The 26,269-nt window shown below is 72.4% G+C and carries 28 protein-coding genes; 14 read left to right on the top strand and 14 right to left on the bottom strand.

Annotation, left to right across the window (positions count from 1 at the left end; all coding sequences use genetic code 11):
• Positions 1–4 precede the first annotated feature (4 nt).
• The 4 genes from F4556_RS28825 to F4556_RS28810 form a co-directional block, all read right to left on the bottom strand.
• Entirely contained in the window at positions 5–2,227 is a 2,223-nt protein-coding gene (locus F4556_RS28825) for a SpoIIE family protein phosphatase (protein ID WP_184921189.1), read from the bottom strand.
• 292 nt (positions 2,228–2,519) lie between these two features.
• Positions 2,520–2,921: an ATP-binding protein gene (locus F4556_RS28820; protein ID WP_313068761.1), complete on the bottom strand. Its 402-nt coding sequence runs from the start codon at positions 2,919–2,921 to the stop codon at positions 2,520–2,522.
• Between the two features lie 285 nt (positions 2,922–3,206).
• A complete protein-coding gene (locus F4556_RS28815) occupies positions 3,207–3,674 on the bottom strand; it encodes a MarR family winged helix-turn-helix transcriptional regulator (protein WP_184921185.1) in 468 nt (155 codons plus the stop codon).
• A 47-nt stretch (positions 3,675–3,721) separates the two neighbouring features.
• Positions 3,722–4,687 carry a quinone oxidoreductase family protein gene (locus tag F4556_RS28810; protein WP_184921182.1) on the bottom strand — a complete coding sequence of 322 codons (966 nt, stop codon included), beginning with the start codon at positions 4,685–4,687 and terminating at the stop codon, positions 3,722–3,724.
• A 235-nt stretch (positions 4,688–4,922) separates the two neighbouring features.
• Between F4556_RS28810 and ureA the strand changes: the two genes are divergently transcribed.
• The 3 genes from ureA to F4556_RS28795 all read left to right on the top strand — a co-directional run bounded on the left by ureA (position 4,923) and on the right by F4556_RS28795 (position 8,566).
• Entirely contained in the window at positions 4,923–5,633 is a 711-nt protein-coding gene (gene ureA / locus F4556_RS28805; RefSeq protein WP_184921181.1) for an urease subunit gamma, read from the top strand.
• Positions 5,634–5,756: 123 nt separating this feature from the next.
• A complete protein-coding gene (locus tag F4556_RS28800) occupies positions 5,757–7,475 on the top strand; it encodes an urease subunit alpha (protein ID WP_184921179.1) in 1,719 nt (572 codons plus the stop codon).
• 50 nt (positions 7,476–7,525) lie between these two features.
• Positions 7,526–8,566, top strand: a complete 1,041-nt coding sequence (locus tag F4556_RS28795; RefSeq protein WP_184921176.1) for an agmatine deiminase family protein — start codon at positions 7,526–7,528, stop codon at positions 8,564–8,566.
• Positions 8,567–8,662: 96 nt separating this feature from the next.
• Here F4556_RS28795 and F4556_RS28790 read toward each other — a convergent pair whose 3' ends face one another.
• Both F4556_RS28790 and F4556_RS28785 read right to left on the bottom strand, forming a co-directional pair.
• A complete protein-coding gene (locus F4556_RS28790; RefSeq protein WP_184921174.1) occupies positions 8,663–9,826 on the bottom strand; it encodes an ATP-binding protein in 1,164 nt (387 codons plus the stop codon).
• A 514-nt stretch (positions 9,827–10,340) separates the two neighbouring features.
• Positions 10,341–10,547 carry a hypothetical protein gene (locus tag F4556_RS28785; RefSeq protein WP_184921173.1) on the bottom strand — a complete coding sequence of 69 codons (207 nt, stop codon included), beginning with the start codon at positions 10,545–10,547 and terminating at the stop codon, positions 10,341–10,343.
• A gap of 82 nt (positions 10,548–10,629) precedes the next feature.
• On the opposite strand from F4556_RS28785, the gene F4556_RS28780 reads away from it, so the two are divergent.
• Both F4556_RS28780 and F4556_RS28775 read left to right on the top strand, forming a co-directional pair.
• Complete coding sequence (locus F4556_RS28780; protein ID WP_184921171.1) at positions 10,630–11,607, top strand: helix-turn-helix domain-containing protein; 978 nt, start codon at positions 10,630–10,632, stop codon at positions 11,605–11,607.
• 257 nt (positions 11,608–11,864) lie between these two features.
• Positions 11,865–12,608, top strand: a complete 744-nt coding sequence (locus F4556_RS28775; RefSeq protein WP_184921169.1) for a hypothetical protein — start codon at positions 11,865–11,867, stop codon at positions 12,606–12,608.
• Between the two features lie 4 nt (positions 12,609–12,612).
• On the opposite strand, the gene F4556_RS28770 is transcribed toward F4556_RS28775, so the two are convergent.
• Together F4556_RS28770 and F4556_RS28765 are read right to left on the bottom strand one after the other, a co-directional pair.
• Entirely contained in the window at positions 12,613–13,497 is an 885-nt protein-coding gene (locus F4556_RS28770; protein WP_184921167.1) for a spherulation-specific family 4 protein, read from the bottom strand.
• Between the two features lie 115 nt (positions 13,498–13,612).
• Complete coding sequence (locus F4556_RS28765) at positions 13,613–14,512, bottom strand: aminoglycoside phosphotransferase family protein (protein ID WP_184921165.1); 900 nt, start codon at positions 14,510–14,512, stop codon at positions 13,613–13,615.
• A 93-nt stretch (positions 14,513–14,605) separates the two neighbouring features.
• Between F4556_RS28765 and F4556_RS28760 the strand changes: the two genes are divergently transcribed.
• The gene (locus tag F4556_RS28760) at positions 14,606–15,094 is read left to right on the top strand and encodes a hypothetical protein (RefSeq protein ID WP_184921163.1); all 489 of its coding nucleotides are present in this window, start codon (positions 14,606–14,608) and stop codon (positions 15,092–15,094) included.
• Between the two features lie 34 nt (positions 15,095–15,128).
• On the opposite strand, the gene F4556_RS28755 is transcribed toward F4556_RS28760, so the two are convergent.
• Positions 15,129–15,614: a MarR family transcriptional regulator gene (locus F4556_RS28755; protein WP_184921161.1), complete on the bottom strand. Its 486-nt coding sequence runs from the start codon at positions 15,612–15,614 to the stop codon at positions 15,129–15,131.
• Between the two features lie 100 nt (positions 15,615–15,714).
• On the opposite strand from F4556_RS28755, the gene F4556_RS28750 reads away from it, so the two are divergent.
• The gene (locus F4556_RS28750) at positions 15,715–16,065 is read left to right on the top strand and encodes an HGxxPAAW family protein (RefSeq protein ID WP_184925326.1); all 351 of its coding nucleotides are present in this window, start codon (positions 15,715–15,717) and stop codon (positions 16,063–16,065) included.
• Positions 16,066–16,101: 36 nt separating this feature from the next.
• On the opposite strand, the gene F4556_RS28745 is transcribed toward F4556_RS28750, so the two are convergent.
• Complete coding sequence (locus F4556_RS28745) at positions 16,102–16,548, bottom strand: DNA-binding protein (protein WP_221503721.1); 447 nt, start codon at positions 16,546–16,548, stop codon at positions 16,102–16,104.
• 132 nt (positions 16,549–16,680) lie between these two features.
• Between F4556_RS28745 and F4556_RS28740 the strand changes: the two genes are divergently transcribed.
• From F4556_RS28740 to F4556_RS28730, 3 genes are all read left to right on the top strand, one after another.
• Positions 16,681–17,280: a TetR family transcriptional regulator C-terminal domain-containing protein gene (locus F4556_RS28740; protein WP_184921159.1), complete on the top strand. Its 600-nt coding sequence runs from the start codon at positions 16,681–16,683 to the stop codon at positions 17,278–17,280.
• A 92-nt stretch (positions 17,281–17,372) separates the two neighbouring features.
• On the top strand, positions 17,373–18,002 hold the full coding sequence (locus F4556_RS28735; RefSeq protein ID WP_184921157.1) for an RNA polymerase sigma factor: 630 nt from the start codon (positions 17,373–17,375) through the stop codon (positions 18,000–18,002).
• Positions 17,999–19,060 carry a CU044_5270 family protein gene (locus tag F4556_RS28730; protein ID WP_184921155.1) on the top strand — a complete coding sequence of 354 codons (1,062 nt, stop codon included), beginning with the start codon at positions 17,999–18,001 and terminating at the stop codon, positions 19,058–19,060. Before F4556_RS28735 ends, F4556_RS28730 begins: the two co-directional genes overlap by 4 nt.
• Positions 19,061–19,087: 27 nt before the next feature.
• Here F4556_RS28730 and F4556_RS28725 read toward each other — a convergent pair whose 3' ends face one another.
• Together F4556_RS28725 and F4556_RS28720 are read right to left on the bottom strand one after the other, a co-directional pair.
• Complete coding sequence (locus tag F4556_RS28725) at positions 19,088–19,417, bottom strand: deoxyxylulose-5-phosphate synthase (RefSeq protein WP_184921153.1); 330 nt, start codon at positions 19,415–19,417, stop codon at positions 19,088–19,090.
• A 48-nt stretch (positions 19,418–19,465) separates the two neighbouring features.
• Positions 19,466–20,863: a protein phosphatase 2C domain-containing protein gene (locus tag F4556_RS28720; RefSeq protein ID WP_184921151.1), complete on the bottom strand. Its 1,398-nt coding sequence runs from the start codon at positions 20,861–20,863 to the stop codon at positions 19,466–19,468.
• A gap of 252 nt (positions 20,864–21,115) precedes the next feature.
• Here F4556_RS28720 and F4556_RS28715 point away from each other — a divergent pair, with 252 nt between their 5' ends.
• The 3 genes from F4556_RS28715 (at position 21,116) to F4556_RS28705 (ending at position 23,115) form a co-directional block, all read left to right on the top strand.
• On the top strand, positions 21,116–21,607 hold the full coding sequence (locus F4556_RS28715; protein ID WP_184921148.1) for a hypothetical protein: 492 nt from the start codon (positions 21,116–21,118) through the stop codon (positions 21,605–21,607).
• A 132-nt stretch (positions 21,608–21,739) separates the two neighbouring features.
• Positions 21,740–22,423 carry a thioredoxin-like domain-containing protein gene (locus tag F4556_RS28710; RefSeq protein ID WP_184921146.1) on the top strand — a complete coding sequence of 228 codons (684 nt, stop codon included), beginning with the start codon at positions 21,740–21,742 and terminating at the stop codon, positions 22,421–22,423.
• Positions 22,424–22,455: 32 nt separating this feature from the next.
• The gene (locus F4556_RS28705) at positions 22,456–23,115 is read left to right on the top strand and encodes a DUF305 domain-containing protein (protein WP_184925321.1); all 660 of its coding nucleotides are present in this window, start codon (positions 22,456–22,458) and stop codon (positions 23,113–23,115) included.
• Positions 23,116–23,172: 57 nt separating this feature from the next.
• Here the strand turns inward: F4556_RS28705 and F4556_RS28700 are convergent, their stop codons facing one another.
• Positions 23,173–24,606 (bottom strand): MFS transporter, encoded by a 1,434-nt coding sequence (locus F4556_RS28700; RefSeq protein WP_313068754.1) that lies wholly within the window; start codon positions 24,604–24,606, stop codon positions 23,173–23,175.
• Positions 24,607–24,744: 138 nt separating this feature from the next.
• On the opposite strand from F4556_RS28700, the gene F4556_RS28695 reads away from it, so the two are divergent.
• Positions 24,745–25,305 (top strand): MarR family winged helix-turn-helix transcriptional regulator, encoded by a 561-nt coding sequence (locus F4556_RS28695; RefSeq protein WP_184921142.1) that lies wholly within the window; start codon positions 24,745–24,747, stop codon positions 25,303–25,305.
• Between the two features lie 7 nt (positions 25,306–25,312).
• Here F4556_RS28695 and F4556_RS28690 read toward each other — a convergent pair whose 3' ends face one another.
• Positions 25,313–26,149, bottom strand: a complete 837-nt coding sequence (locus F4556_RS28690; RefSeq protein ID WP_184921140.1) for an NAD(P)H-binding protein — start codon at positions 26,147–26,149, stop codon at positions 25,313–25,315.
• Positions 26,150–26,269 lie beyond the last annotated feature (120 nt).

Raw genomic sequence — 26,269 nt, 5'->3', positions numbered from 1 at the left:
GCTGCTACTCGGCCTGCTCCGGGACGAGTTCGAACCACATCCGCTTGCCGGTGCCGCGCGGCTCGACACCCCAGCCGTCGGCCAGCGCCTCGACCAGCATCAGCCCGCGCCCGGAGGAGGCCTGCTCGCCCGGCGTCCGGCGGGTCGGCCAGAGGTCGGACTCGTCCTCCACCTCGACCCGCAGCCGGACCTTGGTCTCGCCGCCGACCGTCTCCCGGTACAGCCGCGCGGTGAACATCGCGTCCCGGTCGGTGTGCCGGATCGCGTTGGTGACCAGCTCGGAGGCGAGCAGCTCGGCGGTGTCCACCAAGTCGCCGACGCCCCAACGGCGCAGCGCGTCCCGCAGCTCACCGCGCAACTCGGAGATCCGGGCCAGGTCGGCCTGGCCGATCCGGCGGCGCAGCTGCTGGGCGGCCCGCCCGCCCGCCGGGCCGTCCCAGCGGAGCAGCAGCAGCGCTATGTCGTCCTCGCGCTCGGTGGAGTCGGCGGCCTGCGAGGCGATCCGGTCGGCCAGCTCCTCCAGCTGGTCGCGCGGGCCCTCGTCCCGCCCCGGCAGCTCCTGGGAGACCGCGGCGCAGAGCCGGGCGAAGCCCGTGTCCAGGTCCATCTCGCGGGACTCGACCAGGCCGTCGGTGCAGAGCACCACCGTCTCGCCCGGGTCCAGGCTGAACCGGGTGACCCGGTACTCCTCGTCCGGCGCGACCCCGAGCGGCAGGCCGCCGGCCACCGGCACGATGGTGGCCGTGCCGTCGCCGCGCCGCACCACCGGGTCGAGGTGCCCGGCCCGGACGGCGTAGACCACGCCGTAGTCGACGTTCACCTCGGCGTAGGTGCAGGTGGCGAAGTGGTCGGTGTCCAGATCGGCCAGGAAGCGGGAGGCCCGGGCCATCACCGCCGCGGGCGGGTGCCCCTCGGCGGCGTACGCGCGCAGCGCGATCCGGAGCTGGCCCATGATGCCCGCCGCGTGCACGTCGTGGCCCTGCACGTCACCGATCACCAGGCCGACGTGCCCGCCGGGCAGCGGCACCACGTCGTACCAGTCGCCGCCGATCTGCAGGCCCGAGCCGGCCGCCAGGTAGCGCACTGCGGTGGTCACGCCCGGCACCGAGGGCACCGTGCGGGGCAGCATCACCCGCTGCAGACCGGCCGCCAGCTCGTGCTCGGCGTCGTGCAGCCGGGCCCTGGCCAGTGACTGGGCGACCAGCCCGCCGAGGGTGGAGAGCAGGGTGCGCTCGTCCGCGTCCAGCTCGCGGTCGTCGTCGAAGCTGACCAGGCAGACGCCGATCGGGCGGCCGCTGGCGACCAGCGGGAGGAAGGCCCAGGCGCTGCGCACCCCCGTCTCGGCCAGCTGCGGGTAGGCCTCGGGGTAGCGCTCGCGGTACTCCTCGCGGCTGGAGATGAAGATCGGCACCCGGTTGCGGATCGCCTCGGAGGCGGGGTGGGTGGGCGAGATCGGCGTGCGGTCGTACTGCTGGAGGTCGCCCGAGCGGTAGCCGCTGGCGCCGAGGATCTGCAGCCGGCCGGCCTCCAGCGAGGAGAGCACCAGGCCGTCCGGCGGCAGACCGGGCAGCGGCAGCTCGGTGAAGACCCGGGCCACGTCCCGGACCGTGACGGCCTCGGAGAGCGCTCGGGCCGCCTCCTTGATGAACCGTGAGCGCTCCTCGCGCAGCTGGGCCATCGCCCCGGCCCGCTCGCGCTTGTGCAGCTCGACGGTCGCGTCCCAGACGAAGCCGACCATCCGGGACGGCCGCCCGAAGGCGTCCGCCAGCACCCGGCCGCGGAACCGCACCGCGTGCATGTCACCGCCGGGGAAGACCGTCCGGTAGTAGGCGCCGCACTGGCCCAGCTCGGCGACCGCCCGCTCGACCCGGCGGCGGACCACCGGCGCGTCCTCGGGGTGCAGCATCGCCAGGAAGGCGCCGGAGCTGCGGTCGAACCTGGCCGGCTCCAGGCCGAGGATGGCGCAGGCCCGCTGGTCGCCCTCCAGCCGGTCCCGGCGGATGTCCCAGTCGAAGGAGCCGATGCCGTTGGCGGCCATCGCCGGCTCGAGCCAGTCGGGGGTGGAGTCGCCGGTACGGGTGGGCAGGCCCCGGGAGACGGCGGGGACGATCCGCCCGCCCGCCAGGCCGGAGGCGGACCGGAGCGAACCGGCGGCCGACGCACTGCGGGAGGACTGGGCCGGTGGGGTACGGCGTGCGGGCCCCTGCGGCTCGGGCTCTGTCGCCATGCTTCTCCTGCCGCTGCCGTGCCACGCCGTCCGGGCGGACTGCGATGGCCCTGTGCTGAGTGGTGGGCGGTGCGTCGGGCGGTGGTGGTCGGTCGAGGCTCGGTTCTCCCCGCCGACTTCCCGGGCACACATTCTCACTATCCTGCCGAAAGATTACTAGTACCGCCTCACCAGCGCGGATAGGGCGAGGATTCGGCATCGGCCGGGCAGGACACTGCCAGTGTCAGCACACCGGCGCTTCGTGGGCAATGGTCACGGCTGCTTTCGTGACACCGGGAGCCCGGCCCGGTGATCAGGCCGCGCCGAGCTCGAACCAGGTGACCTTGCCGTCGCCGCGCAGCTGGACGCCCCAGTCGTCGGCCAGCGCCTCCACCAGCAGCAGCCCCCGGCCGGAGGTGGCGGTCTCGCTCGGCGTCCGGCGGCCGGGCAGTCTGCTGGTGGTGTCCTGCACCTCGATCCGCAGCCGCTGCTCGGGGGTGAGCACCGCGTCCAGCACCGCGCCGCGTTCGGTGTGCAGCAGTGCGTTGGTGACCAGCTCGGAGGCCAGCAGCTCGGCGGTGTCCGCGAGTTCGGGCACACCCCAGTGGTTGAGCGCCGCACGCAGCCGGCGGCGGACGGCGCCCACCGCGATCAGGTCGGCGGGGGCCAGCGCCGCGTGCAACCTGCGGTGCAGCGCACAGCCGGGCTCGTGCACCGGAGGCGTCCCCTCCCCGAACCCCCTGGGCCGAACCTGGTCGCTGCTCGAAGCCGTCCGCTGCCGCGGAAATCTCGCCTGACCGTCCATCACGTACGTCCCCACCCCTCGTTCGGACAGCCGGCCGCGCCACGTCCCCCGCTGGCGGCCTGTCCCGATACTGACGACCATCCTCATGCCCAGCGGTCGGGCTACGCAACAGTAGGTACCCGATCACCTGGGGTGAAGTGGAGCTCAAGGGGTCAGAAGTGATCCTTTTCGGGCCCCTCCGGAGGTTTGGTTCGGCTACGGGCCTTGGAGAGCGGCTACAGCGCGGAGCAGCATCGAGCGGAACTGCTCCCGCTCGGCCGGGTCGAAGGCGGACCAGAGCGCGGACTCCACCCCGACCGCCCGGGTGTCCGCCTCGTCCACCAGCGCCCGGCCGGTCTCGCTGAGCCGGGACAGCATCACCTTGCCGTGCACCTCGGACTGCTGACGCTCGATCAGGCCCTTGGCCTCCAGGTTCGCCAGCACCCCGGCCATCGTCTGCGGCGTGACGGCGGCCCCCCGGGCCAGCTGGGCGCCCGAGCGGTCGGGACGGTCGGCGAGCTGGAGCAGCACCGCGTACTGGGGCACCGTCAGCTCCAACCCGCGCAGCGCCTCCGCCTTGGCCGCCATCATGGCCTGCTCGGCCTGCTTGATCGCCAGCCCGAGACGGAGCTGAGCTCCTCGGGGTCCGGCCAGCAGCTCGGCGGGGTCGGTGCTGCTGCTCATCGGCCGGGGCCTCTCGTCGGCGGTGCGCGGGACCGGTCCAGTATGGGTCAGGCGGTGCGCAGCACGTACTTCGCCTCGGCGGTGCGCCCCTCCAAGCGGGCGTGTGCCTCGGCGACGCCGTCCCAGCCGATCTCCTCGACGTCGATGGTGAGGGTGCCGTCGGCGACCAGCCGCAGGCCCTCGGCGAGGTGGGCGCGGAGCAGGTCGGGGCGGCGGGCCAGCAGGCCGCCGAGGTTGTAGCCGGCCAGGGTGAAGCTGTCGTACCAGACCTGGTTGGCGTCCAGGCTGATGTCCTGGTCGGCGGCGTTGCCGATCACCACGTGGCGGCCGAGCACGGCGAGCAGGGAGCGGGCCTGCTCGCGCGGTGCACCGCCGACCGAGTCGATGATCACGTCGAAGCCGTGGCCGTCCGTCAGCTCCGGGGTGCGGTCGGCCAGTTCGGCGTACTCGAACGCGTGCTGGTACCCGTGGGCGGTAGCCCGGGCCGCGCGTTCGGGGGTGCTCGCGGCGCCGACTACCAGGGCGGCACCGTAGACCGTGGCGAGCCGTCCGAGCAGGCTGCCGAGAGCACCGGAGGCGCCGAGCACCAGCACCCGGTCACCCGCCACGAGCCGGGCGGCGCCGCGCAGGGTGCCCACGGCGGTGGCGGCGTTGCAGGCGGTGGCGGCGGCCAGCAGCGGGTCGAGCCCGTCCAGCGGCAGCGTGGTGACGGCGGGGGCGACCACCCGTTCGGCGTTGCCGCCGAGCCCGGTCGGCACGGCGACCACGGCCTCACCGACCTGAAGCCCCGTCACCCCGGCGCCGAGGGCGGCGACGGTGCCCGCCACCTCCAGTCCGGGGACGGCGGGCAGCCCGACCGGGAACTGTCCGCGCCGGAACATCACGTCCGCGAAGTGCACCCCGGCATGGCTGACGTCGATGGCGACCTCGCCGGGCCCGGGCTGCGGGGCGGGCAGGTCGGCGAGCTCCAGGACTTCGGGGCCGCCGGTACGGGTGAAGCGGACTGCGCGCATGGGGTGCGCCCCTCTCTCGGTGTGTACGTCACCGCATTTATATCAGGACCCTGCCATCTGATCGTCACCGAATACACGGTTGCGACATCCGGCGCGCCGAACGGTCCGGGACGGACAAGGCTGGACATGGCGGCCCGGCCCGGGTTCAATGGCCGGAGATGTTTGAACGACGTTCTAACTTCTGCACTGAGCTCCACCCCTGTACTGACCCACCGGCACGAGCGAGCGAGGCACCGTGCGACTGACCCCCACCGAGCGGGATCGGCTGCTGATCTTCACAGCGGCCGAACTGGCCCGCGCCCGGCGTGCGCGGGGCGTACGCCTCAACGTCCCGGAAGCCACCGCGCTGATCGCGGACACCGTCTGCGAGGCGGCCCGGGACGGCCGACGGCTGGCCGAGGCGATCGAGGCCGGCCGCAGCGTGCTCACCGCCGCCGACGTCCTGCCCGGCGTACCGGACGTGGTCACGGTGGTCCAGGTGGAGGCCGTCTTCGACGACGGCACCCGGCTCGCCGTGATCAACGACCCGTTCCGGGGCGCCGGTTCACTCGGTGACGACGCCCCCGGCGGTGCCCTTCTGGGTAGCGGCGCGGGCTACGACCCGGTCGAGGAGACCCTGCTGCTCCCGGTGCACAACACCTCGGCGGTGCCGATCTCGGTCACCTCGCACTTCCACTTCTTCGAGGCCAACCCCCGGCTGGCCTTCGACCGTTCCGCGGCGTACGGGACCCACCTGGCCGTCCCGGCCGGCTCCTCGGTCCGCTTCGACCCGGGCGCCACCGTCGAGGTCGGCCTGGTGCCGATCGGCGGGGCCCGGGTCGCGATCGGCTTCGCCGGCCTGGTGGACGGCCCGCTGGACGCGCCCGGCGCGCGCGAGGCCGCCCTGACCAAGGCCCGCGCCACCGGCTACCTGACCAGCTTCGACGACGCGGAGCTCGAAACGTGAACACCGCCCGCCCCTTCCCCGAGGTCGCAGCATGAGCGCCATCACCCCCCACGCCGCTCCCTCCCGGGGGACGACCCCCGTACCCCCAGCCGCCCACCCCCATGTGTCCTGCGAGGCCGGAGCATGAGCGCCATCACCCCCCATGACTACGTCTCCGTCCACGGCCCCCGGGCCGGTGACCGGATCCGCCTCGGCGACAGCGGCCTGATCATCCGGGTCGAGTCCGACTCCCAGGAGCCCGGCGAGGAGTTCCTGGCCGGCTTCGGCAAGACCGCCCGGGACGGCCTGCACCTCAAGGCCGCCGCCGTCCGGGACACCTGCGACGTGGTGATCAGCAACGTGCTGGTGATCGACGCGGTGCTGGGCATCCGGAAGACCTCGATCGGCCTGATCGACGGCCGGATCGCCTCGATCGGACGGGCCGGCAACCCCGACACCCTGCACGGCGTGGACGTCGTAGTCGGCACCGGCACCACGATCGTCTCCGGCGAGGGCCTGATCGCCACCGCGGGCGCCATCGACACCCACGTGCACCTGCTCTCCCCCCGCATCATGGAAGCCTCGCTCGCCTCCGGCGTCACCACGATCATCGGCCAGGAGTTCGGCCCCGTCTGGGGCGTCGGCGTCAACTCGCCGTGGGCGCTCCGGCACGCGTTCAACTCCTTCGACGCCTGGCCGGTCAACATCGGCTTCCTGGGCCGGGGTTCGTCCTCCGACCCGGCCCCGCTGATCGAAGCCCTCACCGAAGGCGGCGCCTCCGGCTTCAAGGTCCACGAGGACATGGGCGCCCACACCCGCGCCCTCGACACCGCCCTGCGCGTCGCCGAGGAATACGACGTCCAGGTCGCCCTGCACACCGACGGCCTCAACGAATGCCTCTCCGTCGAAGACACCCTGCGCGTCCTGGAAGGCCGCACCATCCACGCCTTCCACATCGAGGGCTGCGGCGGCGGACACGTCCCCAACGTGCTGAAGATGGCCGGCGTCGAGAACGTCATCGGCTCCTCCACCAACCCCACCCTCCCCTTCGGCCGCGACGCCCTCGGCGAACACTTCGGCATGATCGTCTCCGCCCACGACCTCAAGGTCGACCTCCCCGGCGACGCCGCCATGGCCCGCGACCGCATCCGCGCCGGCACCATGGGCGCCGAAGACGTCCTGCACGACCTCGGCGTCATCGGCATCACCTCCTCCGACGCCCAGGGCATGGGCCGCGCCGGCGAAACCGTCCGACGCACCTTCGCCATGGCCGGCAAAATGAAACACGAACTCGGCCCCCTCAACGGCGGATTCGGCACCGCCGAGAGCGGCGACGACAACGAACGCGTCCTGCGCTACATCGCCAAACTCACCATCAACCCCGCCATCGCCCACGGCCTCGCCCACGAAGTCGGCTCCATCGAAGTCGGCAAACTCGCCGACATCGTCCTGTGGCGCCCCGACCACTTCGGCGCCAAACCCCAGCTCATCCTCAAAGCCGGCTTCCCCGCCTACGGCGTGGTCGGCGACCCCAACGCCTCCACCGACCGCTGCGAACCCCTCGTCCTCGGCCCCCAGTTCGGCGCCCACGGCGCCACCGCCGCCGACATCTCCGTCGCCTTCGTCGCCCAAGCAGCCGCCGACGGCGCGTACCTGGACCGGATGGCCGACCAACTCCCCACCCGCAGGCGTCGGGTGGGCGTACGCAACACCCGCGGCATCGGGCCGCGCGACATGGTGCGCAACGCCCGGATCGGCAACGTCCAGGTCGAGTCCGACACCGGGCTGGTCTCGCTGGACGGCTCGCCGATCCGCTCCGAACCCGCCGACTCGGTCTCCCTCAGCCGCCTGTACTTCCTCTGACCGCGCAGGCCCTCCCGCCCAGGCCCTCACCCGCTTAGGACTGCACCCTCATGACCAACTCCCCTGCCTCGCTCGGCTTCCGGATGCCCGCCGAATGGCACCCGCACGAGCGCACCTGGATGGCGTTCCCCACCGACAACCCGACCTTCGACACCCCCGACCACCTGCACGCCGCGCGGGAGGCCTGGGCCCGGGTGGCCAACACCATCGTCCGGTACGAGCCGGTCACGATGATCGTCAACACCGGCGAACTGGACGCCGCCCGGCGCTACGTCTCCGCCGAGGTCGAGCTGGTCGAACGTCCGCTGGACGACGCCTGGATGCGGGACATCGGCCCGACCTTCCTGATCAACGGCTCCGGTGAACTCGCCGCCACCGACTGGGTGTTCAACGGCTGGGGCGCTCAGTCCTGGGCCCGCTGGGAGCATGACCAGCACATCGCCGAGGAGATCACCGGCCTGACCGGCGTGCGGCGCTTCGCCTCCGAGCTGATCAACGAGGGCGGCGGCATCCACGTCGACGGCGAGGGCACCGTCCTGGTCACCGAGACCGTCCAGCTCGGCGAGGGCCGCAACTTCGACTGGACCAAGGAAGCCGTCGAGGCCGAGCTGCACGCCAAGCTCGGCACCACCAAGGCCATCTGGCTGCCGCGCGGACTCACCCGCGACTACGACGAGTTCGGCACCCGGGGCCACATCGACATCGTCGCCTCCTTCGTCCGCCCCGGCGTCGTGGTCGCCCACGTCCAGCCCGACCCCGCACACCCCGACCACGAGGTCTGCCAGGAACTGGTCGCCATCCTCCGCGCCGCCACCGACGCCCAGGGCCGCCCGCTCGAGGTCATCGAACTCCCCGCCCCCACCGTCCTCACCGACGAGGACGGCGAGCCGGTCGACTACTCCTACATCAACCACTACGTCGCCAACGGCGCCGTCATCCTCTGCGCCTTCGACGACCCCCGCGACCAGACCGCCGCCGACCTCCTCGCCGAGGCCTACCCCGGCCGCAAGATCGAACTCGTCGACGCCCGCGAGATCTTCGCCAACGGCGGCGGCATCCACTGCATCACCCAGCAGCAGCCGAAGGCCTGACGCTTAGTCCGCTCACGCGTTCTTTCTGACGCCGGACCGGCCCCGCCCGACTCGATCGGGCGGGGCCGGCTTGGCTCCCGACGGTCCGTCAGCCGATCAGCCGCGGCGGCTGCTCGCGATGATCCGGCCGACGACGACCGCGGCCTGCTCCGGGTGCTCTGCCAGCCACCGGCCGAAGTGCTCCCGGACCGCCTCACCGACGCACGTGCGCGCTGCACTGTTGCCCAGCACATCGCGCGTGGAGCCCTCGAACGCGGGATCGTCCAGCTTCACCGACACGACTGCCGTCAGGCCCTCTCCGATCCGTTCGGTGCCCAGGTCCGGATCCGTCGCCGTCAGCAGCTGCCGCCCCCGGGCGTACGCGGTGACTGCGGCCACCACCCCATCACAGAAGCCGAGTTCGTGACTTCCCCCATGGGTGAGCCAGCTGTTGGCGTAGCTCCGGACCCGCTCCTCACCGGAGTCACGCCAGCGGAACGCCACCTCCATCGCCCCCGCCATCCGCGGGTCCTCCTGCTCGATGGTGATGACGTGCTGCGGCGCCCCGGGCGCCTCCTCCGCATCGAGGTGAGCGACGAAGTCCCGTACTCCGCCCGGGTATTGAAACCGCTCCGCCCTGGCCTTCCCCAGGCTGCGCTGATCGGTCACGGAGATCTCCAACTCCCGATTCAGCAGGGCCAGTTCCCTGAAACGCTCGGCAAGCTTCTCGAACGAGGGCTCCACGGTTTCGAAGATGTCGGCATCGGGCCAGAAGGTGAGGGCCGTCCCGCTACCGGTCGCGGCGCCCGCATTGACGAGCGGGGTGACGGCCACGCCACGTTCGTACTCCTGAACCCAGCGCACTCCCCCACGGTGCACTTCCGCCGTCATCCTGCGCGACAAGGCGTTGGCGACGCACGGCTCCCCGTAAGACAGGCAGAGCACCACGTCGCGGCGGCCGCCGAACCGCGTTCCAGCCGACAGCCGGGTCAACCTGGCTTCAAGGGTGGACCCACCACCTGCCCCGGCGTCCTCGACCGGGATGCCTCGCCCGTCGTCGGCGACACACACGCCACCGTCCCGCGTGAGGGTGATGCCGACGCGGCTGCCATGACCGGCCAGAACCTCGTTCACCGCCAGGTTGACGAGTCCGAACACCAGCTCGTGCAAGCCGCGTTCACCGGTCGAGCCGATGTACATTCCGGGCCGCTTCCGAACGGCGTCCAGCCCCTCCAACACCTGGATCCGACTGGCGTCGTACACGTTGGTTCCGTCACTCACGATGCCCCCTCCGAAGCAGTCCAGCAGAGCTCCCCAGGCTAGGCGAATCCCAAGAAAACACCAGGTCAGGCCCCATGCAGCAAGGGCGCGCACGCCGCCGTGAGCACCTCCCCCGGGACGGTCGCCCCCAGGGGTCACGGACCACCCTCGGAGTTCGACTGCGGGCCCGCCGAAGCCGCGTACGACGCCTTTCCCGACGGTCCCGGAGCCTCTGATTGAACTTTCTGCGCCGCACGCCCCCAATCGGCCGAATCCGCCCACCCCACCGCCAAACTGGTCCGCCCCCGAACTGATCACCTGTCAGCCGGCCCGCAGCTGAGCGGTCGACAGCAGTCACAACTGATGGCCGGACAGTCGCAGACGAGCGCCTGCGCTCCGCCTGTCTCGCGCAGCCCGCCGGGGCAGCCGTGGTGCGCGCCGAGCTGGCACTCCGCCGAGGTGTAGATCCCGTTCCGACGAAGGTCGAACGTGACAGCCACCCCCTCGGTGAAGGCGGACCCGACTCGGACGACGCTCACCGGCGGGCCACCAGGCAGGGAGTGCAGAGCACAGTGACGACGTCCCGGACGACGCCCCGGGAGACACGCACCTCGATCGGCTCGTCCGGGTGCAACGGCGCCTCGGCGGATCCGCAGCGATGGCAGGCCCGACCGGCAAGCTGATCCTCCATCAGTTCAGCGGCGGGGCGACCGAGGCCAGGGGTTCGCGTGATCTCTGCCATGACTACAGCATCGGCCTGATCTGTCGAGTGCAATATGCGCGAACCCGTCGTGACGATAGACGTCCCGCGTCAATATGGGCCCGTGACTACGTCAATCGCCCGCGTGGACCGCACCACCCGCCGCCGATCCGAGCGCACCGCCAGGGAGATCAGGCTCCGAGGCATCCGCGAAGGCTCGCCCCGTGCCGAGGTAGTGGACCGGATCCTCGTCGCGCTCCCCGAGGTACACCCCCTCGAAGCCCACCGGTGGTCACACGGCTGGGACCGCGCCGAACTGTCGACCCGCATCGACCTGGAGTACGTCACCGACGGCCTGCACCCTCCGGCCTTGTCGGACACCGAGATCTGCCGCTGGGAGCACGGCCAGCGTCGGCCGTCCGAGGAGCGCATCGACTACCTGTGCCGCGTGTACGAGACGCGGCCCGACCGGCTCGGCTACGGCCGGGACTACAGTGGCGCCATGCTGGGACACCTGGAACAGGCCGGGCTCGCCGACCTCTTCCCGCTCACCAACGTCGAGTCGAAGGCTGACCTGATCTCGCGGATACGGGGCGCCAGGTCAAGGATCGACATGTTCGGTCTGACGAGGAACTTCTACGGCAGCGACGAGATGCTGCCACTGTTCATCGCCAAGGCCCGCGAGATCCCCGTGCGGATCTACATCATGGATCCGCACTGCGATTCCCGCCGGGACCGGTACCGTCTGGAGCCGACCGAGGCAGCGATGGAAGAGCCGACCCGGTACGAGCGGGAGGTGCTCCGTCCGCTGGCCGAGGCGGCAACGGCTGCCAAGGTCGACCTACGGATCTACCTGTACAACTTCCCGTGCAGCTTCGCGATGGAGCGCTTCGACGACACGATCCGCGTGATGCTCTACGGACACGGTAAGCGCGGCACCGACGGCCCGATCCTGACCTGGACCAGCGGGACCGAGTACCACGAGTACTTCGCCGGCCAACTCGACTGGGTGGCCCGCCTCGGCGAGGCCGACGTGATCCCGGAGCCGTGGCGGTCCAAGGGGGTCAGGGTCTGGCGGTACCAGCACGACTCTCCCAGTTGACTCGCCGACACCAGCCAGCGAGTCGACGCGGAAGGCCACAGCAGGGGCGCCTCCAAGCCCACCGATTCACCCAAGCAAGCTCCGAGGGGCCCGAAGTGCCGCGGACAGTATGGGCCGACCTCTCGCAGGAGACCCGGTCAGCCGTCGAGGATGCCTGCGGTCCGATCCGCAGCGCAGCGGATTCCACCGACGGGGTGTCCTGTGATCTCGCCAGCGCCCTCCAACTTGCAAGCGGTGAAACGGTGTTCTGCAAGGGGGTGCGCACGGACCGGGGCCCGCTGCTGCGGATGCAGCGGACCGAGGCCGCCCTCAACCCTCATCTGACCGACATCGCGCCGAGACTGCTCCGACAAATCCACACCGCGGACTGGCACTTCCTCGTGTTCGAGTACGTCAAGGGGCGCCCCACCGATCTCGGTGTCGGCTCCACCGACCTCGAACGGGTCGCCGACACTCTGACAATCCTGTACGAGCAGCTGACCCCGGCCCCGGTCGCGCGGACACTCCCGTTGGCCGAGCGATGGAGCGCCGCACCGGGCTGGGCGGCCCTCACCGACGTGCATCGCCCCAAGCTCAGTCGATGGGCAGCGGCGAACCTGCCCACACTGCTCGCCTGGGAGCATCGTGCCCCTGGACTGGTCAGCGGTGACACCCTGGCTCACACCGACCTGTCGAGCAGCAACTTCCACCTCACCGCCGACGGCCGAATCCTCGTGCTCGACTGGGCCTGGCCCGCATCCGCGGCTCCGTGGGTCGACACCGCTTTCACGGCCCTTCGACTCATCGGAGCCGGACACCATCCAGCCGATGCCGAGTACTGGGCAGCGTCGGTGCCGGTCTGGTCCAAGGCCACACCGGACGCGGTCACCGCATTCGCGGTCGCGGTCGCCGGCGTACGAGCGCTCCGCTGCGCAACCCACCCGGCGCCCCATCTGCCCGGCCTCGCGAGCGCCGCGGAACGCTGGGTCAGGCAGCGCCTCGAAGCGCCCCGCCTCCGTTAGGTCGTCAGCCGATCGTGGCCGCGTACGAGGTCTGGGCGGCGAAGCCCCAACTCGGCGCCGCGTCCCACGGGTTGGCGAGGATGTCGTCGGTGGCGTAGGCGTAGCCCGCGCCGCGGGTGAAGGCGGTGTCGAGCGTGGTCCGCATCTGGGGTGCGCCGGGCACGCCGTAGACGAGGTGCCAGAACGCGGTGCCGCTGGGGTCGAAGGTGGCGCCCGAGTAGTAGCCGGCGGTGAGGTTGAAGACGTTGCCGCCGAGCCAGCCCGCGCCGATGTAGTTGGCGTAGTTGCCCTCGTAGGTCACGAAGGTGTCGGCGGTACGGTGGCCGGGCTCCAGGTAGCAGTCGGCGATCGCGGTGCCCGGGTTGTCGACCACCAGTTCCTGGACGGCCGGGTCGAGGGCGTCTACGGTGCTCTGCACGTACTGACGCAGCGCCAGGTAGTAGTCGCGGGAGCTGTTCCCGGGGCCGCAGTCGCGGCTGACCACGTCGAAGAAGATGCCGTCGACGTGCAGCTTGCCGTCGACGGTCCTCAGGTAGTTGTCGACGGACGCCTTCACGCCGGCGAGCGGACGGGCGGCGTTGTCGGTGTGGACGTAGCCGAGCACCTTGGTCTTCGCCCCGGTGGCGGTGGTCCCGCCGCGCAGGGTGTCGGCCTGTGCCTGCCAGGCGGCGTTGAACGGGGTGTCCCCGTTCCCCGGGTTGAGCACCACCACGGATGCTGCGGGCGAGGCCGTCTGAAGCCCCGTGAGCATCGGGTCCCCGGGCCACACATAGGCCGGAACGGCGATCTCCAGCCCCCTGCTGTCGGCTGCGGCGCCCGAGGCCCCGGACGTCAGGGTGAGCACCGAGCTGAACGCCAGGGCCAGCAGACCTTTGGTGTACGTACGCATGAAATCCCCCCACTGGTCAGCGATGATCATCATCGCTCGGACCGGATGGTATCCGTCCTTCCCGACCGGAGCGGAAACATCTGACGACCCGCCAGGATCCACAGGGAGCCGCGCATCAGCCTTCGTCCAGCACCGCCCGGATCACGTGCCGGGCGTTGCGCGCCATCGCGGGGTTCGTCGTCCGGTAGTACGGCAACGCGATCACCGCCTGTGAGAGGGTCCGGCCCCGACCACGGATCCAGGTCGCGTCGTCCACGCCGAGGGCCTCGCGGAAGACCTCGCACGCATCGGGCGGCAGCAGGTTCCACGCCGGGAAGAGGTCGCAGGCCGGGTCCCCCACTCCCGCGCACCCGAAGTCGATCACCGAGGCCAGCCTGCCACCGTCGACCAGCAGGTTGCCCGGCATCAGATCGGCGTGCAGCCAGACCGGCGGCCCGCCCCAGCCAGGAGCCGACAGCGCCTCCTCCCACACGGCGGCCACGGCATCGCAGTCGACGTCCTCCTCCGGAATCCCCCGCAACTCGTCGATCGCCGCCCGGGTCTCCGCATCGAGCGAGGCGAGCGGCCCGCCCCGGTGCGCCTTCGGCGCGCCCGGCAGCGTGATGCTCCGCATCGCCGCCACGAATGCGGCCAAGTCCTCGGCCAGTAGCACGGGTTGGCTCAGCGCACCCGCTTCGGGGTGCTCCCCCGTCAGCCATCGGTACACCGACCACGGCCACGGATACCGCTCGGCCGGCACCCCGACCCCGAGCACCTCGGGGATACCGGTGGGCAGTTGGGCCCCGAGCCGGGGCAGCCACGCCTGCTCCATCGACACGTCCCCGGCCCCGCCCCGCACCAACGGCAGCCTGACCACCAGCTCCTCGCCCAGCCGGTACATGGCGTTGACCGTGCCGCCGGACGGCCACCGCTCCACGGCAAGCCCCGCCCACTGCGGGAACTGCCCCGCGACCAACCGCCGCACCAGGCCGTCGTCGATGGGGTGCATATCGGGATGCATCTGCCCTGCACTCATGGCCGCCATCCGACCACCGGCCGCCGATGACCGTCAAACGCCTTACCGACCAGCCCCTTCAGGGCTGCCCACTCCGCCAGGGAAGATGGCCCCATGCCGGCCCACTTCGACCGTCCCGAGCCTCGTCGCGTCCTGCCGGGCGAGTACCCCCTCTGGGACGAAGCCCTCGCCCTCCTCAACCGGGATCTGGCGGTGACGCTGCCCGCGCAGGGGCCCTTGCAGTTGCTGGCTCTCCCGCCCTCCGGTCCCGACGAACCGGCCAGCGTCCACGTCGCTCTGGCCAACGGCGAGTGGCACAGCAACGACCTGTATCCGGAGTCGGCCGATGACCCGGCCCACGCGCTGGCGATCATCGCCGATGCCGCGCAGGAGACCGTCACCGAGCGACTGCGGCAGGCGTGGCCGCTGTGCGCCGAGCACGACCTGGGCATGCATCCGCGCGATGCGGACGGACAACTCTCCTGGTGGTGCGCCGGGGAGCGGTTGCGGCGCGGCCCGGCGCACATCCGGGCTGCCCTGGGCGCGCTCGACACCCTGGTCCGCACCCGGCGCCCCAATCGCAAGCAGCGGAAGCGGGGTTGACGCCCGAACGCCTGGAGGGCCGGGAGGGCCGGGGTCAGTTCGCTTCGTTGGCCGCGCGGATCTCGTCGAGGCGGGTGCCCATCAGGGCGGTGGCGCGGGTGAACCAGTCGGCCAGGACGGCTACTTCGTCGGGGGTGTAGTCGGCGAAGAGTTCGTTCATGCGGAGGTAGAACGGCTCGTAGACCGCGTACAGCCGGGCGGCGGCCGACTCGTCGGCGACGATTCTGACGCGGCGTCGGTCGGCCGGGTCGGCGGCCCGGCGGGCGTATCCGGCGCGTTCGAGGCGGTTGAGCACGCCGGTGACGGCGCCGGTGGTCAGGTCGGCGCGTTCGGCGAGTTCTCCGGCGGTGATGGGCTGCTCGCCCGCGCCGAGGATGTGGCCGAGGCAGGTGAGGTCGGTGACCCCGAGGCCGAGGCGCTGCGCGATGTCCTGCTGGCTGACCAGGCTGAGCGCGATCAGCTGGTCCATGGCCGCCAGGGCCTGCGCGGGGGATGCGGCCGGACGGGGCTTGCCCTCCACCTGGAATCTCCTTAGAGTCTAAGATACTTAGCACGTGAGATAAGTGGCGGGTTTCATTCCGCCTGCCCCAGCATGACAAAGGAGCGCACCCGTGAGCGGTATGCACGGCCACCACGACATGGGCCACACCGTCGCCGGCTGGACCGGCTCCGCCCTGGTCTTCGCGGGCTTCACCACGGCAGGCGTCTCGATGTGCGCGGCCTGGGCGCCCGGCCTCTGGCTCGGCGCCGCCGTGGTCCTCGGCGGCGCGCTCACCACCTGGCTGCTGCACCTGGCGGGCTGGGGCAAGCCGAGCGGACCGCGGCCGGCCGACCAGTGGGACTGGCGGGTCAGGGACACCTCCCGCCACCCCGACTGCCTGGGCTGCCACCTCGCGGCCCGCCCGCAGAGCCTCGACCGACCGGGCCGCCGTCGCGAACTGACGACCGACCCGGCCGGCGCACGGAGCTGACGACCGACTTGGCCCACGCGCGGAACTGACAGCCACTCAACCCGCGGACTGCCCCGGCGACCGCTCCGTCAGCCGCAGGTGCCGCTGCCGCGCCGCCTGGGCCGAGCCGAGGCCCAGGTTGACGGCGATCTGCTGCCAGGTCAGCCCCCGGCCGCGCGCCATCTCCAGCAAGCCGAGCTCCCACTCGTCCACCTCCGCCCGGGCCCACTGCACCAGGGCCAGCGCGGCCGCCAGGTCGTCCGCGTCGACCGGCGCCTCACCCTCCTCGGGGAACTCGCTGCCACCGGCCAGCATCACCACCCGTCGCCAGGCGTCCACCGGACCGAGCGGCATCCGCCGCTCCTCCCAGCGGGTACGGGCCTCGCCGTGGGCGTGGCGCTCGGTGATCCGGAGCAGGGCCGGGTACTGCCGCTTCTCGTGCGCCTCGGCCACGTCCGGCACGTCGAACGGGGCGGAGAGCTGCACCTTGCTGTCCTCGGTCATGACCCCACGGTAGGCGAACACAGCATCCGTTGACAACAATTCATTGCAAACGTTTCGTTCAATCCGCCATCACCCAGTCCACCCGACCGTGAGAAGCTGACGGGACCCACCCCTGAGCAGGAGGAACGGCAGATGGCGGAGCCACGGACGCGGCGCCCCGCGCGGCCGCGCGAGGAGGTCTTCGCCACGGCCCGGGCGGCGATCGCCGAGCACGGGCTGGCCAAGCTGACCATGGCCGGGCTGGGCAAACAGCTCCAGATGAGCGCCGGACACCTGCTCTACTACTTCGGCAGCAAGGACCAGCTACTGCTGGAGACCCTGCGCTGGAGCGAGGAGCAGCTCGGCGAGCGACGCCGGGCCGCACTGGTCGACCAAACGCTGACGGTCCGTCAGCGACTGGCCGCGTACGCGGAGTTGTACCTTCCCGAGGGCCCCGGCGATCCGCGCTGGATCCTCTGGCTGGAAGTCTGGGGCCGCTCCCCCGCCAGCGCGGAGATCCGGCAGGGCCAGCTGGAGATCGAGGCCCCCTGGCAGGCCGACCTGGTCGCGCTGATCGAAGAGGGCGTGGCGGGCGGCGAGTTCACGGCGGACGGTGCGGCCGACCGGGCCGTCCAGCTCCGCGCGCTGCTGGACGGCCTGGCCGTACCGGTCGCGATCGGCCTGCCCGGTGCGAGCCGGGCGGAGGCGGCCGCCCAGGTCGCGTCGGTGGCCCGGGCCCTGCTGGGCGGCTGACCCCGCTCCGGTACGACTGCGGGGCGCGGATGTGACGCGGGTCACTGGAACTGCCCCGTGGTGGCCGGACAACCAGAGGCGTGGACTTTTCGATGCACGAACGGATCAGAGCCGGGGATCCCGGCGCCTTCCGGCAGTTGTTCCAGGAGCACTCGCAGGCGGTCCTCCAGCACGCGGTGCGGGTGAGCGGTGACCGGGCCGGTGCCGAGGATGTCATGGCGGTGGTCTTCCTGGAGGCATGGCGGCTGCGGGAGAAGCTCCGCGACGAAGGGACCACGCCCCGGCCCTGGCTGATGGGCATCACCGTCAACGTGCTGCGCAACCGGGCCCGGGCCGCCCGTCGGCATGCGGCCGCGCTCGCCCGGATGCCGCTCCCCGACCCCACCCCGGACTTCGCCGACGAGCTGGTCGGGCGCCTCGCCGACCACGAGCAACTCCTGGCTGCCAAGGCGGCGTTGGCGAAGCTCCGCCGTGGGGAGCGCGAGGTGTTCTCGCTCTGTGTGTGGGCGGGCCTCAGCTATCCGGAGGCCGCGGAGGCGCTCGGCATCCCGGTCGGCACCGTGCGCTCCAGGCTGTCCCGAGCCCGCACCCGGCTGCGGGCCCTGGCCGACAAGGAGCTCCGGCAGGCTTCGAGAAATCGTCCGGAACCCCTGCGGGCAGTCGGACAAGTACAGGGTGGCCGGATGGTTCCGGCCCGGTCGGACAAGGAGTGGACCAGATGACCAGCATCCCGGAGCGGCAACAGCCGCTCGACGAAACGGAGCTGAGGCACCTGCTGCCCGCGGCCGGAGCACCTGCCGTCCCGCTCGGCCGGCAGCGCCAGATCGAGGAGTTCCTGATGAGCGAGATCACCCGCACACCCGAAACCGCAGTGCCGGTCCGGCCGGCGGCCCGGAGCCGCCGTCGGCTGCTGATCGCCGTACCCGCCACGCTGGCGACGCTCGCCCTGGCCGTCACCGTGGCGGTCAGCACGCCCGGCGACCAGGGTGCGGCCCCCGCGCGGCACATCCGCGTCGCGGCCCCCGTCGTCCAGGTCGAGGTCGGCAGCACCGTGGGCCTGGCCGGCGCGGTGGAGCGGGTCTCGCTGGCCGCCCAGGCCTCGTCCGATCTCGTCCTGCGCCCGGGCCAGTACGTCTACATCGAGAGCACCGTTTCCTACCTCTCGGGCACCGTCGACGCCGAGAGCGGCGCATCGACGGTGTGGGTCGACAAGCCGCACCAGCGGCAGGTGTGGCTCTCGGCCGACGGCCACACGGGCTGGCTCACCGAGGAGGGCCGGGCCCCGGAAGGCGGCCGGGCGCTCAACTCGCGCACCGGCGCCTACCTCAACAGCCCCTCCTACGACTACCTGCGCACCCTGACCACCGACCCGGAGGCGCTGCTGCAGAAGATCTACGCCGAGACGAAGGGAGCCGGCAGCGGGCCGGACCAGGAGGCGTTCGTCACCATCGCCGACCTGATCCGCGAACAGGCCGTGCCCGGCAAGCTCGCCGCCGCGCTCTACCAGGCCGCGGCCCGCATCCCCGGCGTCGTCCTGGTGGACAGTGCCACCGACGCCGCCGGACGCACCGGCATCGCCATCGCCCGCACCAACCCCGCCAGCGGCTCCCGCGACGAGATCATCTTCGACCGCACCTCGTACGCCTTCCTGGGCGAGCGCAGCGTCCAGATCACCGAGGTCTCCGGGGTCAAGCCCGGCACCGTCACCGCGAACACCGCCGTCCTCAAGCGCGCCGCCGCCGACGCCCCGGGAGTACGCCCCGGGAACGCGCAGGCCTGACCGCGCCCCCTGGCGGCTGACCCGCCGTCAGGGGAGCTCGGGCCGGACCAGCGCGTCGGCGATCGGCTCACCCGTCCGGCGGGCGTACGCCATCCGCTCGCGCACCTCGAACAAGGTGCGCGGGCGGTAGCCCGGGCCTCCGCAGCAGCTCTTGTGGAAGTCGATGCCCGCGTTCAGCAGCACCGACAGGGTCCGCCAGGCGGCGGTGTCGCGGCGGCGCGGTGCGGCGAACGCCGAGCCCGCGCGGAGCAACGGCCGGGCGCAGCGCGGGCAGTGCCGTGCGTGGTCCCCGGCGGGCGACTGCTTGTACGAGGCCCGGCAGGGCAGGCAGACGTAGGACGTCCTGGTGGCGGACATGCCCGCAGCCTAGACCGGACCGCGCAACCGGATCGAGCGGTTTTCGGATCACTCGGTCCAGAGCGCGGCGGCGGTCCGGTCGGCGGAGTAGCCCTTGGCGCGGACCTGGATCTGGCGGAGGAAGTCGACCGTGCCCGGCGGGTGCGGGTGGGCCCAGTGGTTGGCCAGGAAGTGGGCGACGGCCGGTTCGTCGGCGAGCGGGTCGGCCAGGCCCGGGGTGCAGAGCAGCAGGATGTCACCGGGCGTGGCCGGCACCAGCCGGAACCGGAACGGCCGGGGCAACGGGCCGGTGGAGGAGGGCAGTTGGCCGTCCGGGTGGTGTAGCAGCCGGGCGGCGTAGGCGTCGATCCAGTGTCCGGAGCGGAGCAGGTACAGCCCGCTCGGGCCGAGCCCGAAAGCGGCCCGGTGGGTGGCCGCCGGGTCGAGCGAGAGCAGCAGGCAGTGCAGCGCCGCGGCGGACGGCCCTTCGGACTCGCCGTCAGGGTGCTGGCCGGACGCGGCATCCGAGGCGGCGTCCGGGGTCGCACCCGGGGCGCGCAGCGGTGCGAACGCGCTGGTGGTGAGGCGCTGAAGCCCGTAGCGCAGCCGGTCCCGCGCGCCGTCGCGCAGGTCTGCGGAGAGTTCCGTACGGCTGCGGCCGATCGCGGCGGCCAGCTGACGGCAGGCCTCGGCGGCGAGCGGCGAAGGCTCGGCCGAGGCGGAGGTGGTGGCGACCACCGCGAGCAGCAGGCCCTCCTCGCCCTCGCCGAACCGGGTGATCAGCAGTGCGTCCCGGCGCAGTTCGCCCCGGTAGCGCGCGGAGTCGCCGCGGACCGAGACCGCGCGCAGCGTGGTGCTCCCGTACTGGGCGCCCTCCAGCACGGTGTCCGGCGTGAGGACGGCGAGTCCGTCCGGGTCCGCCACGGCGACGGCCGTCGGCTCGGGGCCGTAGGTCGGCGGACGGTCGCCGACGTGCGGGACGGGCTGCTGGTCGTACGCGCGGCGGGCGGCGGGCGGCAGCGGCGCGACGGACGTCAGGGCGTCGACCACCTGGGCCGCCGGTTCCGCAACGGACGGCTGCTCAGCGGACGGCTCGTCAGGTACCGGTTCGTCAGCGGACGGCTCGTCACCCGGGCCACCCTCGCTCGGCAAAGCCTCGTCCGGCCGCGCGGCCACGGCGGCCTCGGTGCTGCGCTGCGCCCCGATCATCCCGAGCGCCGAGTCGAACCAGTCGTCCACCGACAGGGCCTCAGGCTCCGGCACCACCTCGGCCTCCTCGACGGCCTCCGGCACCGCCTCCGCCGTACGCTGCGCGCCGATCATCCCGGCCGCCGAGTCGAACCAGTCGTCCACCGTCGCGTCGTCGTCCGGGGTGTCCGGTGCGTCCGGCAGGGTGGCGGCCGGGCCCGTGTAGACCTCGTGCCACCAGCCGTCGCCGCGTTGCGGTGGTGCGCCCTGGTTGCTCATCCGGCTGCTCCTCGTCCGTGTCTGCCGACTGCCGAGCGGGCCTGGGCCCCGGGCTCGACGTCATTGTCCCCATAGGAGAACGACGGTGTCCGGGAATCGACGACAACCGGTCACCCCGTGAGCGCAGTGCCGCGAAGGCCGGTCGGGACCGGCCGAAACCGTGCCGAACTGCACGTACGTGACGTGAACGGCTGGGAACGAGACCCCCCGAGGGGCTCTACCCTCACCCGTTCGGCTGATTAATATGTGCGCATGACCGCGCCAGGGGCTTACACACCGCAGCCGGGGAGGGCCAGCATCACCGGCCGCCCCGTCGCCGCGCTGTTCGTCCTGCTGCTGGCGGGTCTGCTCGCGGTACTGCCGTGTGCGGGCCGCGCGCACGCCGTCGCCAGGACGGCCGTCCCGGCCCCGCTGACCACGGTGACGGCCCAGCCCGCCGCCGTGGGAACCGCCGCGGCGCACGGGCTCGTGCACCACCGCTCGCAACAGGGTCAGGGCGCCGAACGGCTGCCGCTGATCTGGTGCACGGTGGACGGCGAACGGCCCGACCCCGGCAGCGGCTGCTCCAGCCACCCGTACTGCGGCCAGGAGTCGCAGCTGCCGAACGCACCGCCGCAGCCCGTACCCGCGGTGCCCGCCCGGCTGATCCCGCCGCAGGCACTGCCCGCTCCGCCGGTGCTCGCACCGCTGAGCGGCCCGGACCTGGCGCCCGACCTACACGCGCTCCAGGTCCTGCTGAGCTGAGCGGAACCCACCGTCCGAGCACCGGCCGACGACCGACGGTCGCGGCCGACCGAGCCTCGGACGGCTCCGCTTCCCCTGCCAATCCGTAGACCGCCGAGCGGGCACCGCCCGACGGGGACAAGGACAACTTTCATGGGTTCCGCCGCCAAGCAGCAGCCGACCAAGCCGCCCGGCAAGGGCAAGTCGAACGTCAACCAGAGCACCGCCGACCGCCGCGCCCGGATCGCCGAGCTGCGTGCCGAGGAGCAGCGCCGCGACCGCCGCAACAAGTTCATCGCGATCGGTGCGGCCGCCGTGCTGCTCGCCGGCATGGTGGGCGGCGGCGCGTGGATCGCGCTCGACGCGAAGGACAAGAAGGACAAGGAGGCCGCGGCCGCCAAGGCGCCGATCGCCGGTGTCCAGACCTTCGACAACCTCACCCGCAACCACGTCGCGACCAAGGTGACGTACCCGCAGACCCCGCCGGTCGGCGGCGACCACAGCCAGGTCTGGCTGAACTGCATGGGCACCGTCTACGACAAGCCGGTCGAGAACGAGAACGCCGTGCACGCGATGGAGCACGGCGCGGTCTGGGTGACGTACAACGCCAAGGCGTCGGCCGACGACATCACCACCCTCTCCACCAAGGTGAAGACCACCCCGTACTCCTTCATGAGCCCCTACCCGGACGAGGCGGGCGCCATCACGCTGACCGCGTGGGGCACCCAGCTGACGGTGGACAGCGCGGCCGACCCCCGGGTGGCGAGCTTCTTCACCAAGTACGTGCAGGGCCCGCAGACCCAGGAGCCGGGGGCGTCGTGCAGCACCGCCCAGTAGTCACCACCGAGGCGGGCATGGCCGACGTCGGCATGGTCGAGGAGCAGCACGCCGGGACCGGTCGGCGTCGGCTCTGGTGGCCCGCCGCGCTGGCGGCCGCCGTGGCGCTCGGCCTCGGCGTGCCCGCGCTGGTGGCCGGCGGCCCGGAGGCCAGCGGTTCGGTGGCCTCCGCGCCCGCGCAGGAGTCGTCGGAGGCCGGGTTCGCCCGGGACATGGCGACCCATCACCAGCAGGCCATCGACCTCTCGTTCATCGTCCGGGACCGGACTCAGGACACCGAGGTCCGCAACCTGGCCTTCGACATCATCAACACCCAGGCCAACCAGCGGGGCATGATGATGGGCTGGCTCGACCAGTGGGGTCTGACCCAGCACTCGGGCACCAAGCCGATGGCCTGGATGAAGATGGACCATCAGTACGAGCCGCACGACGGCTCGCTGATGCCCGGGATGGCGACCAACACCGAGCTCGCCAAGCTGCGTTCGCTCAGCGGCCAGGAGGCCGAGGTCTACTACCTCCAGCTGATGATCGAGCACCACAAGGGCGGCGTCGAGATGGCCCAGGGCTACGTCGACCTCGGCACGAACCCGGTCGAGAAGCGGCTCGCCCAGACCATGGTGAACGGCCAGCGCGGGGAGATCGACCTGATCACCATGCTGTTGGACAAGCGCGGCGCCAAGCCGCTCTCGTAGCAGTACTCCCGAAGGGTGCGGCCGGACGTCAGCGTCCGCCGCACCCTTCGGCGTTCCTCAGGAGCGCGGGGCGCTGGTCCTGACCCGGGCGGCCAGGGTGGCGGCTGCGGCCGCGACCAGGGTGAGCAGCGCGAGGACCGAACGGCCGCCGGTCTGATGGCCCGCCAGGTGGACGGCGAGGACCGGCAGGGCGGTGCCCAGGGCGGTGCCGAGGCCGCGCACCATGTTGACCAGCCCGCCGCCGACGGCCGAGCTGGCGGGCGGGATCGCGCGCATCACCAGCGCGTTGTTCGCGGGCAGCAGTAGGCCGAGGCCGTAGCCCGCGACCACCAGCGGGAGGACGGTGGCCGCCGGGGTGGCGGGGACCGCCGCGAGCAGCCCGAGGCCGAGTGCGGCCACCAGCGCGCCGCAGCGGCAACGGACCGCGTCCGACCAGGAGTCGGGCAGCAGACCGGCCCCGACGGTGGCCGCCACCGCGAAGGCGGCGGGCAGTGCGGTGATCACGAGCCCTGCGGTGGCCACCGGCGCGCCCGCGCCGACCAGCATCACCGGGCCGAGCACCAGCGGGCAGAACAGCAGCAGGTAGCCGACCAGGGCGATCAGCAGCCCGGTCCGGATGCCGGGGGTGTTGATCAGCCCCGGCGGGATCAGCGGGCGGTCGGCGCGCTGCTCCTGCCGGGCCAGCGCCAGGGCCAGCGCGACGGCAGCGAGCAGCAGGACGGCCACCGCCCAGGCGGGGAGCGGCAGTCCGGAGGCGGTGGAGAGCGCCAGCAGGAAGGTGGTCGAGCAGCCGGCCAGCAGCAGGAGCCCCGCCAGGTCGAACCGCCCGTCGCGGCGGGGCTGCCGCGGCCGCCCGTCCGGGTGGGTGCGGGGCAGCAGGAACCAGCCCGCGACGATGCCGAGCAGGCCGATCGGGACGTTGATCCAGAACACCCAGCGCCAGGAGACGTGCTGCACCAGCAGCCCGCCGAGGGTCGGCCCGAGCGCGAGGCCGAGGGCCTGGGCGGCGGCCTGGATGCCGAGCGCGGTGCGCATCGCGCACTCGGGGACGCCCCGGGCCACCAGGGCGACGCTGTTCGCCTGCATCATCGCGCCGCCGACCGCCTGGACCGCCCGGCAGGCGACCAGCGTGCCGAGGCCGTCGGCCAGCCCGGCACCGAGCGAGGCCAGCGCGAAGACCCCGAAGCCGCCCAGGTAGACGGTCTTCCGGCCGACCAGGTCGGAGAGCCGCCCGATCGGGGCCAGCAACGCGACCAGCACCAGCAGGTACGCGAGTGCGACCCACTCGACGGCCGCGAAGTTGGCGTCGAAGGACCGCTCCAGCTCCGGGAAGACCAGCGCGGTGATGCTCGCGGTGAGCTGGCCGAGGAACGCCCCCAGGCAGACCGTGCCGACGGCCAGCCAGTGCGCGTGCCGCCACCCGGCCACCGCGCGTGGGCGGGGGCGCTCGACCAGCAGGCGCTGGGCGAAGTTCGGCTTCACGGTGCTCACTCGAGAAATATATCTGCTCCAGAGCTGTTCCATGGCCGAACTGATCGGCTGGCGATCGGATCGTTACACGATGTGCTCGCGGGCAGAGCTGGTCACCTACCGACAGGTGTCCGGACCTCGCGCGCTACGCTGTCGCCCATGTCGTCGCAGCCCACCTCCGATCCTTCCGCCGGTCACTCCCCCGCTCCGGCGGACGGCGGGTCCGTTCCGGAGGATGGCGGGTCCGTTCTGGAGGAGGCCGCAGCCGTCGCGCGGGCCCAGCGGCTGACCGACGTGATCACCCGGCTCCGCCGCGCCCTGCGCAGCAGCATCCGCACCGACTACCCCTGGGAGTCGCTGCCGATGGCCCAGGTCGAGCTGCTTCAGACGCTGGCCGCCGCCCCGCTCCGGGTCGGCGAACTGGCGGCCCGTCAGCGCCTCGCCCCGAACACCGTCAGCGGCCTGATCGGCAAGCTCCTCGAAGCGGGCTTCGTCGACCGCCAGCCCGACCCCGGCGACCGCCGCACCGCCCGCATCGCGCTCACCGAGGCCGGCCACCAGCAGCTCCGCGACTGGCAGCACGCCCACGAACGCCGCCTCGCCAGCGCCCTCGAGAGCCTCCCGCCCGCCGACCGGGAGGCCGTCATGCACGCACTCCCGGCTCTCGAGCTCCTCGCCAAGGCCCTGTCCGGCGCCGGCTCGCCGTCCGAGGACCGCTGACGCCGCCTCAGGCGAAATCCGCCGCGCGGTCGCGGGCCCACTCGTCGAAGGCCCGCGCCGGGCGGCCCGTGACCGTCTCGACGTCCGAGGAGACCAGGGCCGGCACGCCCACCGACCTGGCCCAGCCCTCGAACAGCGTGCCGATGATGAACGGCGGGATGAACCGGCTCATCTGCTCGCGCGCGACATCGGCCGGCAGCTCCTCGTACGCCAGCGGCCGGCCCACCGCCTTGCCGATCAGCTCGACCTGCTCGGCGGCGGTCAGCGACTCCGGCCCGGTCAGCCGGTAGACCCGCCCCGCGTGGCCCTCGTCGGTCAGCGCCACCACCGCGACCTCCGCGACGTCGGCCTCGTGCACCGGCGCGCTGGTGGCCTCGGCGTACGGTCCGCGCACCACGCCGCCCGCCTTGGTCTGGCCCGCCCACGGCAGCGCGTTGGTCGCCATGTGCCCCGAGCGCAGCAGGGTCCACTCCAGCGCGGAGCCGCGGACCGCGGCCTCGATCTCCGCGTGGTACCCCGCGATCGGGTTGGCCTGCTCCGCGACGTCGTCGGCCACCGCGTCCGAGGACAGCATCACCACGCGCGCGACACCCGCCGCCTCGGCGGCCGCGACGAACGCGGGCCCGCTGCCCGGCACCGGGAACAGGTAGACCGCGTCGACGCCCTCCAGCGCCGGGCCGAGCGTGCCCGGCTCCGCCAGGTCGCCGAGGACCACCTCGGCCGCGCCGAGCCCCGCCGCCTTCTCCGGGTCGCGGGCCAACACCCGGGTGGCTATGCCCTGTTCGGCGAGCAGACGGACGACGTGGCGGCCGACGTTTCCGGTGGCACCGGTGACCAGGATCATGAACTCTCCTCGGGTGATGTGCGTTCTCGCCGCTCACGGGGCCCGCTCTCGCCGCCCCTTGAGCACTGAGAAGACGATCTCAGGCATTACGGCAAGTTACTTGCCGCAATGTGCAGCAGG

Source organism: Kitasatospora gansuensis (assembly GCF_014203705.1).
Taxonomy (GTDB): domain Bacteria; phylum Actinomycetota; class Actinomycetes; order Streptomycetales; family Streptomycetaceae; genus Kitasatospora; species Kitasatospora gansuensis.
Note: the sequence above shows the minus strand (reverse complement) of the source record. Positions and strands in the feature narration are given on the sequence as shown.

Bases quoted from the DNA above. Each gene is read 5' to 3' on its own strand.
- F4556_RS28825 (WP_184921189.1), bottom strand. From the start codon at position 2,227: ATGGCGACAGAGCCCGAGCCGCAGGGGCCCGCACGCCGTACCCCACCG.
- F4556_RS28815 (WP_184921185.1), bottom strand. From the start codon at position 3,674: ATGAGCAGCAGCACCGACCCCGCCGAGCTGCTGGCCGGACCCCGAGGA.
- F4556_RS28810 (WP_184921182.1), bottom strand. From the start codon at position 4,687: ATGCGCGCAGTCCGCTTCACCCGTACCGGCGGCCCCGAAGTCCTGGAG.
- F4556_RS28800 (WP_184921179.1), top strand. From the start codon at position 5,757: ATGAGCGCCATCACCCCCCATGACTACGTCTCCGTCCACGGCCCCCGG.
- F4556_RS28795 (WP_184921176.1), top strand. From the start codon at position 7,526: ATGACCAACTCCCCTGCCTCGCTCGGCTTCCGGATGCCCGCCGAATGG.
- F4556_RS28785 (WP_184921173.1), bottom strand. From the start codon at position 10,547: ATGGCAGAGATCACGCGAACCCCTGGCCTCGGTCGCCCCGCCGCTGAA.
- F4556_RS28770 (WP_184921167.1), bottom strand. From the start codon at position 13,497: ATGCGTACGTACACCAAAGGTCTGCTGGCCCTGGCGTTCAGCTCGGTG.
- F4556_RS28765 (WP_184921165.1), bottom strand. From the start codon at position 14,512: ATGAGTGCAGGGCAGATGCATCCCGATATGCACCCCATCGACGACGGC.
- F4556_RS28760 (WP_184921163.1), top strand. From the start codon at position 14,606: ATGCCGGCCCACTTCGACCGTCCCGAGCCTCGTCGCGTCCTGCCGGGC.
- F4556_RS28750 (WP_184925326.1), top strand. From the start codon at position 15,715: ATGCACGGCCACCACGACATGGGCCACACCGTCGCCGGCTGGACCGGC.
- F4556_RS28745 (WP_221503721.1), bottom strand. From the start codon at position 16,548: ATGACCGAGGACAGCAAGGTGCAGCTCTCCGCCCCGTTCGACGTGCCG.
- F4556_RS28740 (WP_184921159.1), top strand. From the start codon at position 16,681: ATGGCGGAGCCACGGACGCGGCGCCCCGCGCGGCCGCGCGAGGAGGTC.
- F4556_RS28735 (WP_184921157.1), top strand. From the start codon at position 17,373: ATGCACGAACGGATCAGAGCCGGGGATCCCGGCGCCTTCCGGCAGTTG.
- F4556_RS28730 (WP_184921155.1), top strand. From the start codon at position 17,999: ATGACCAGCATCCCGGAGCGGCAACAGCCGCTCGACGAAACGGAGCTG.
- F4556_RS28725 (WP_184921153.1), bottom strand. From the start codon at position 19,417: ATGTCCGCCACCAGGACGTCCTACGTCTGCCTGCCCTGCCGGGCCTCG.
- F4556_RS28720 (WP_184921151.1), bottom strand. From the start codon at position 20,863: ATGAGCAACCAGGGCGCACCACCGCAACGCGGCGACGGCTGGTGGCAC.
- F4556_RS28715 (WP_184921148.1), top strand. From the start codon at position 21,116: ATGACCGCGCCAGGGGCTTACACACCGCAGCCGGGGAGGGCCAGCATC.
- F4556_RS28710 (WP_184921146.1), top strand. From the start codon at position 21,740: ATGGGTTCCGCCGCCAAGCAGCAGCCGACCAAGCCGCCCGGCAAGGGC.
- F4556_RS28705 (WP_184925321.1), top strand. From the start codon at position 22,456: ATGGTCGAGGAGCAGCACGCCGGGACCGGTCGGCGTCGGCTCTGGTGG.
- F4556_RS28695 (WP_184921142.1), top strand. From the start codon at position 24,745: ATGTCGTCGCAGCCCACCTCCGATCCTTCCGCCGGTCACTCCCCCGCT.
- F4556_RS28690 (WP_184921140.1), bottom strand. From the start codon at position 26,149: ATGATCCTGGTCACCGGTGCCACCGGAAACGTCGGCCGCCACGTCGTC.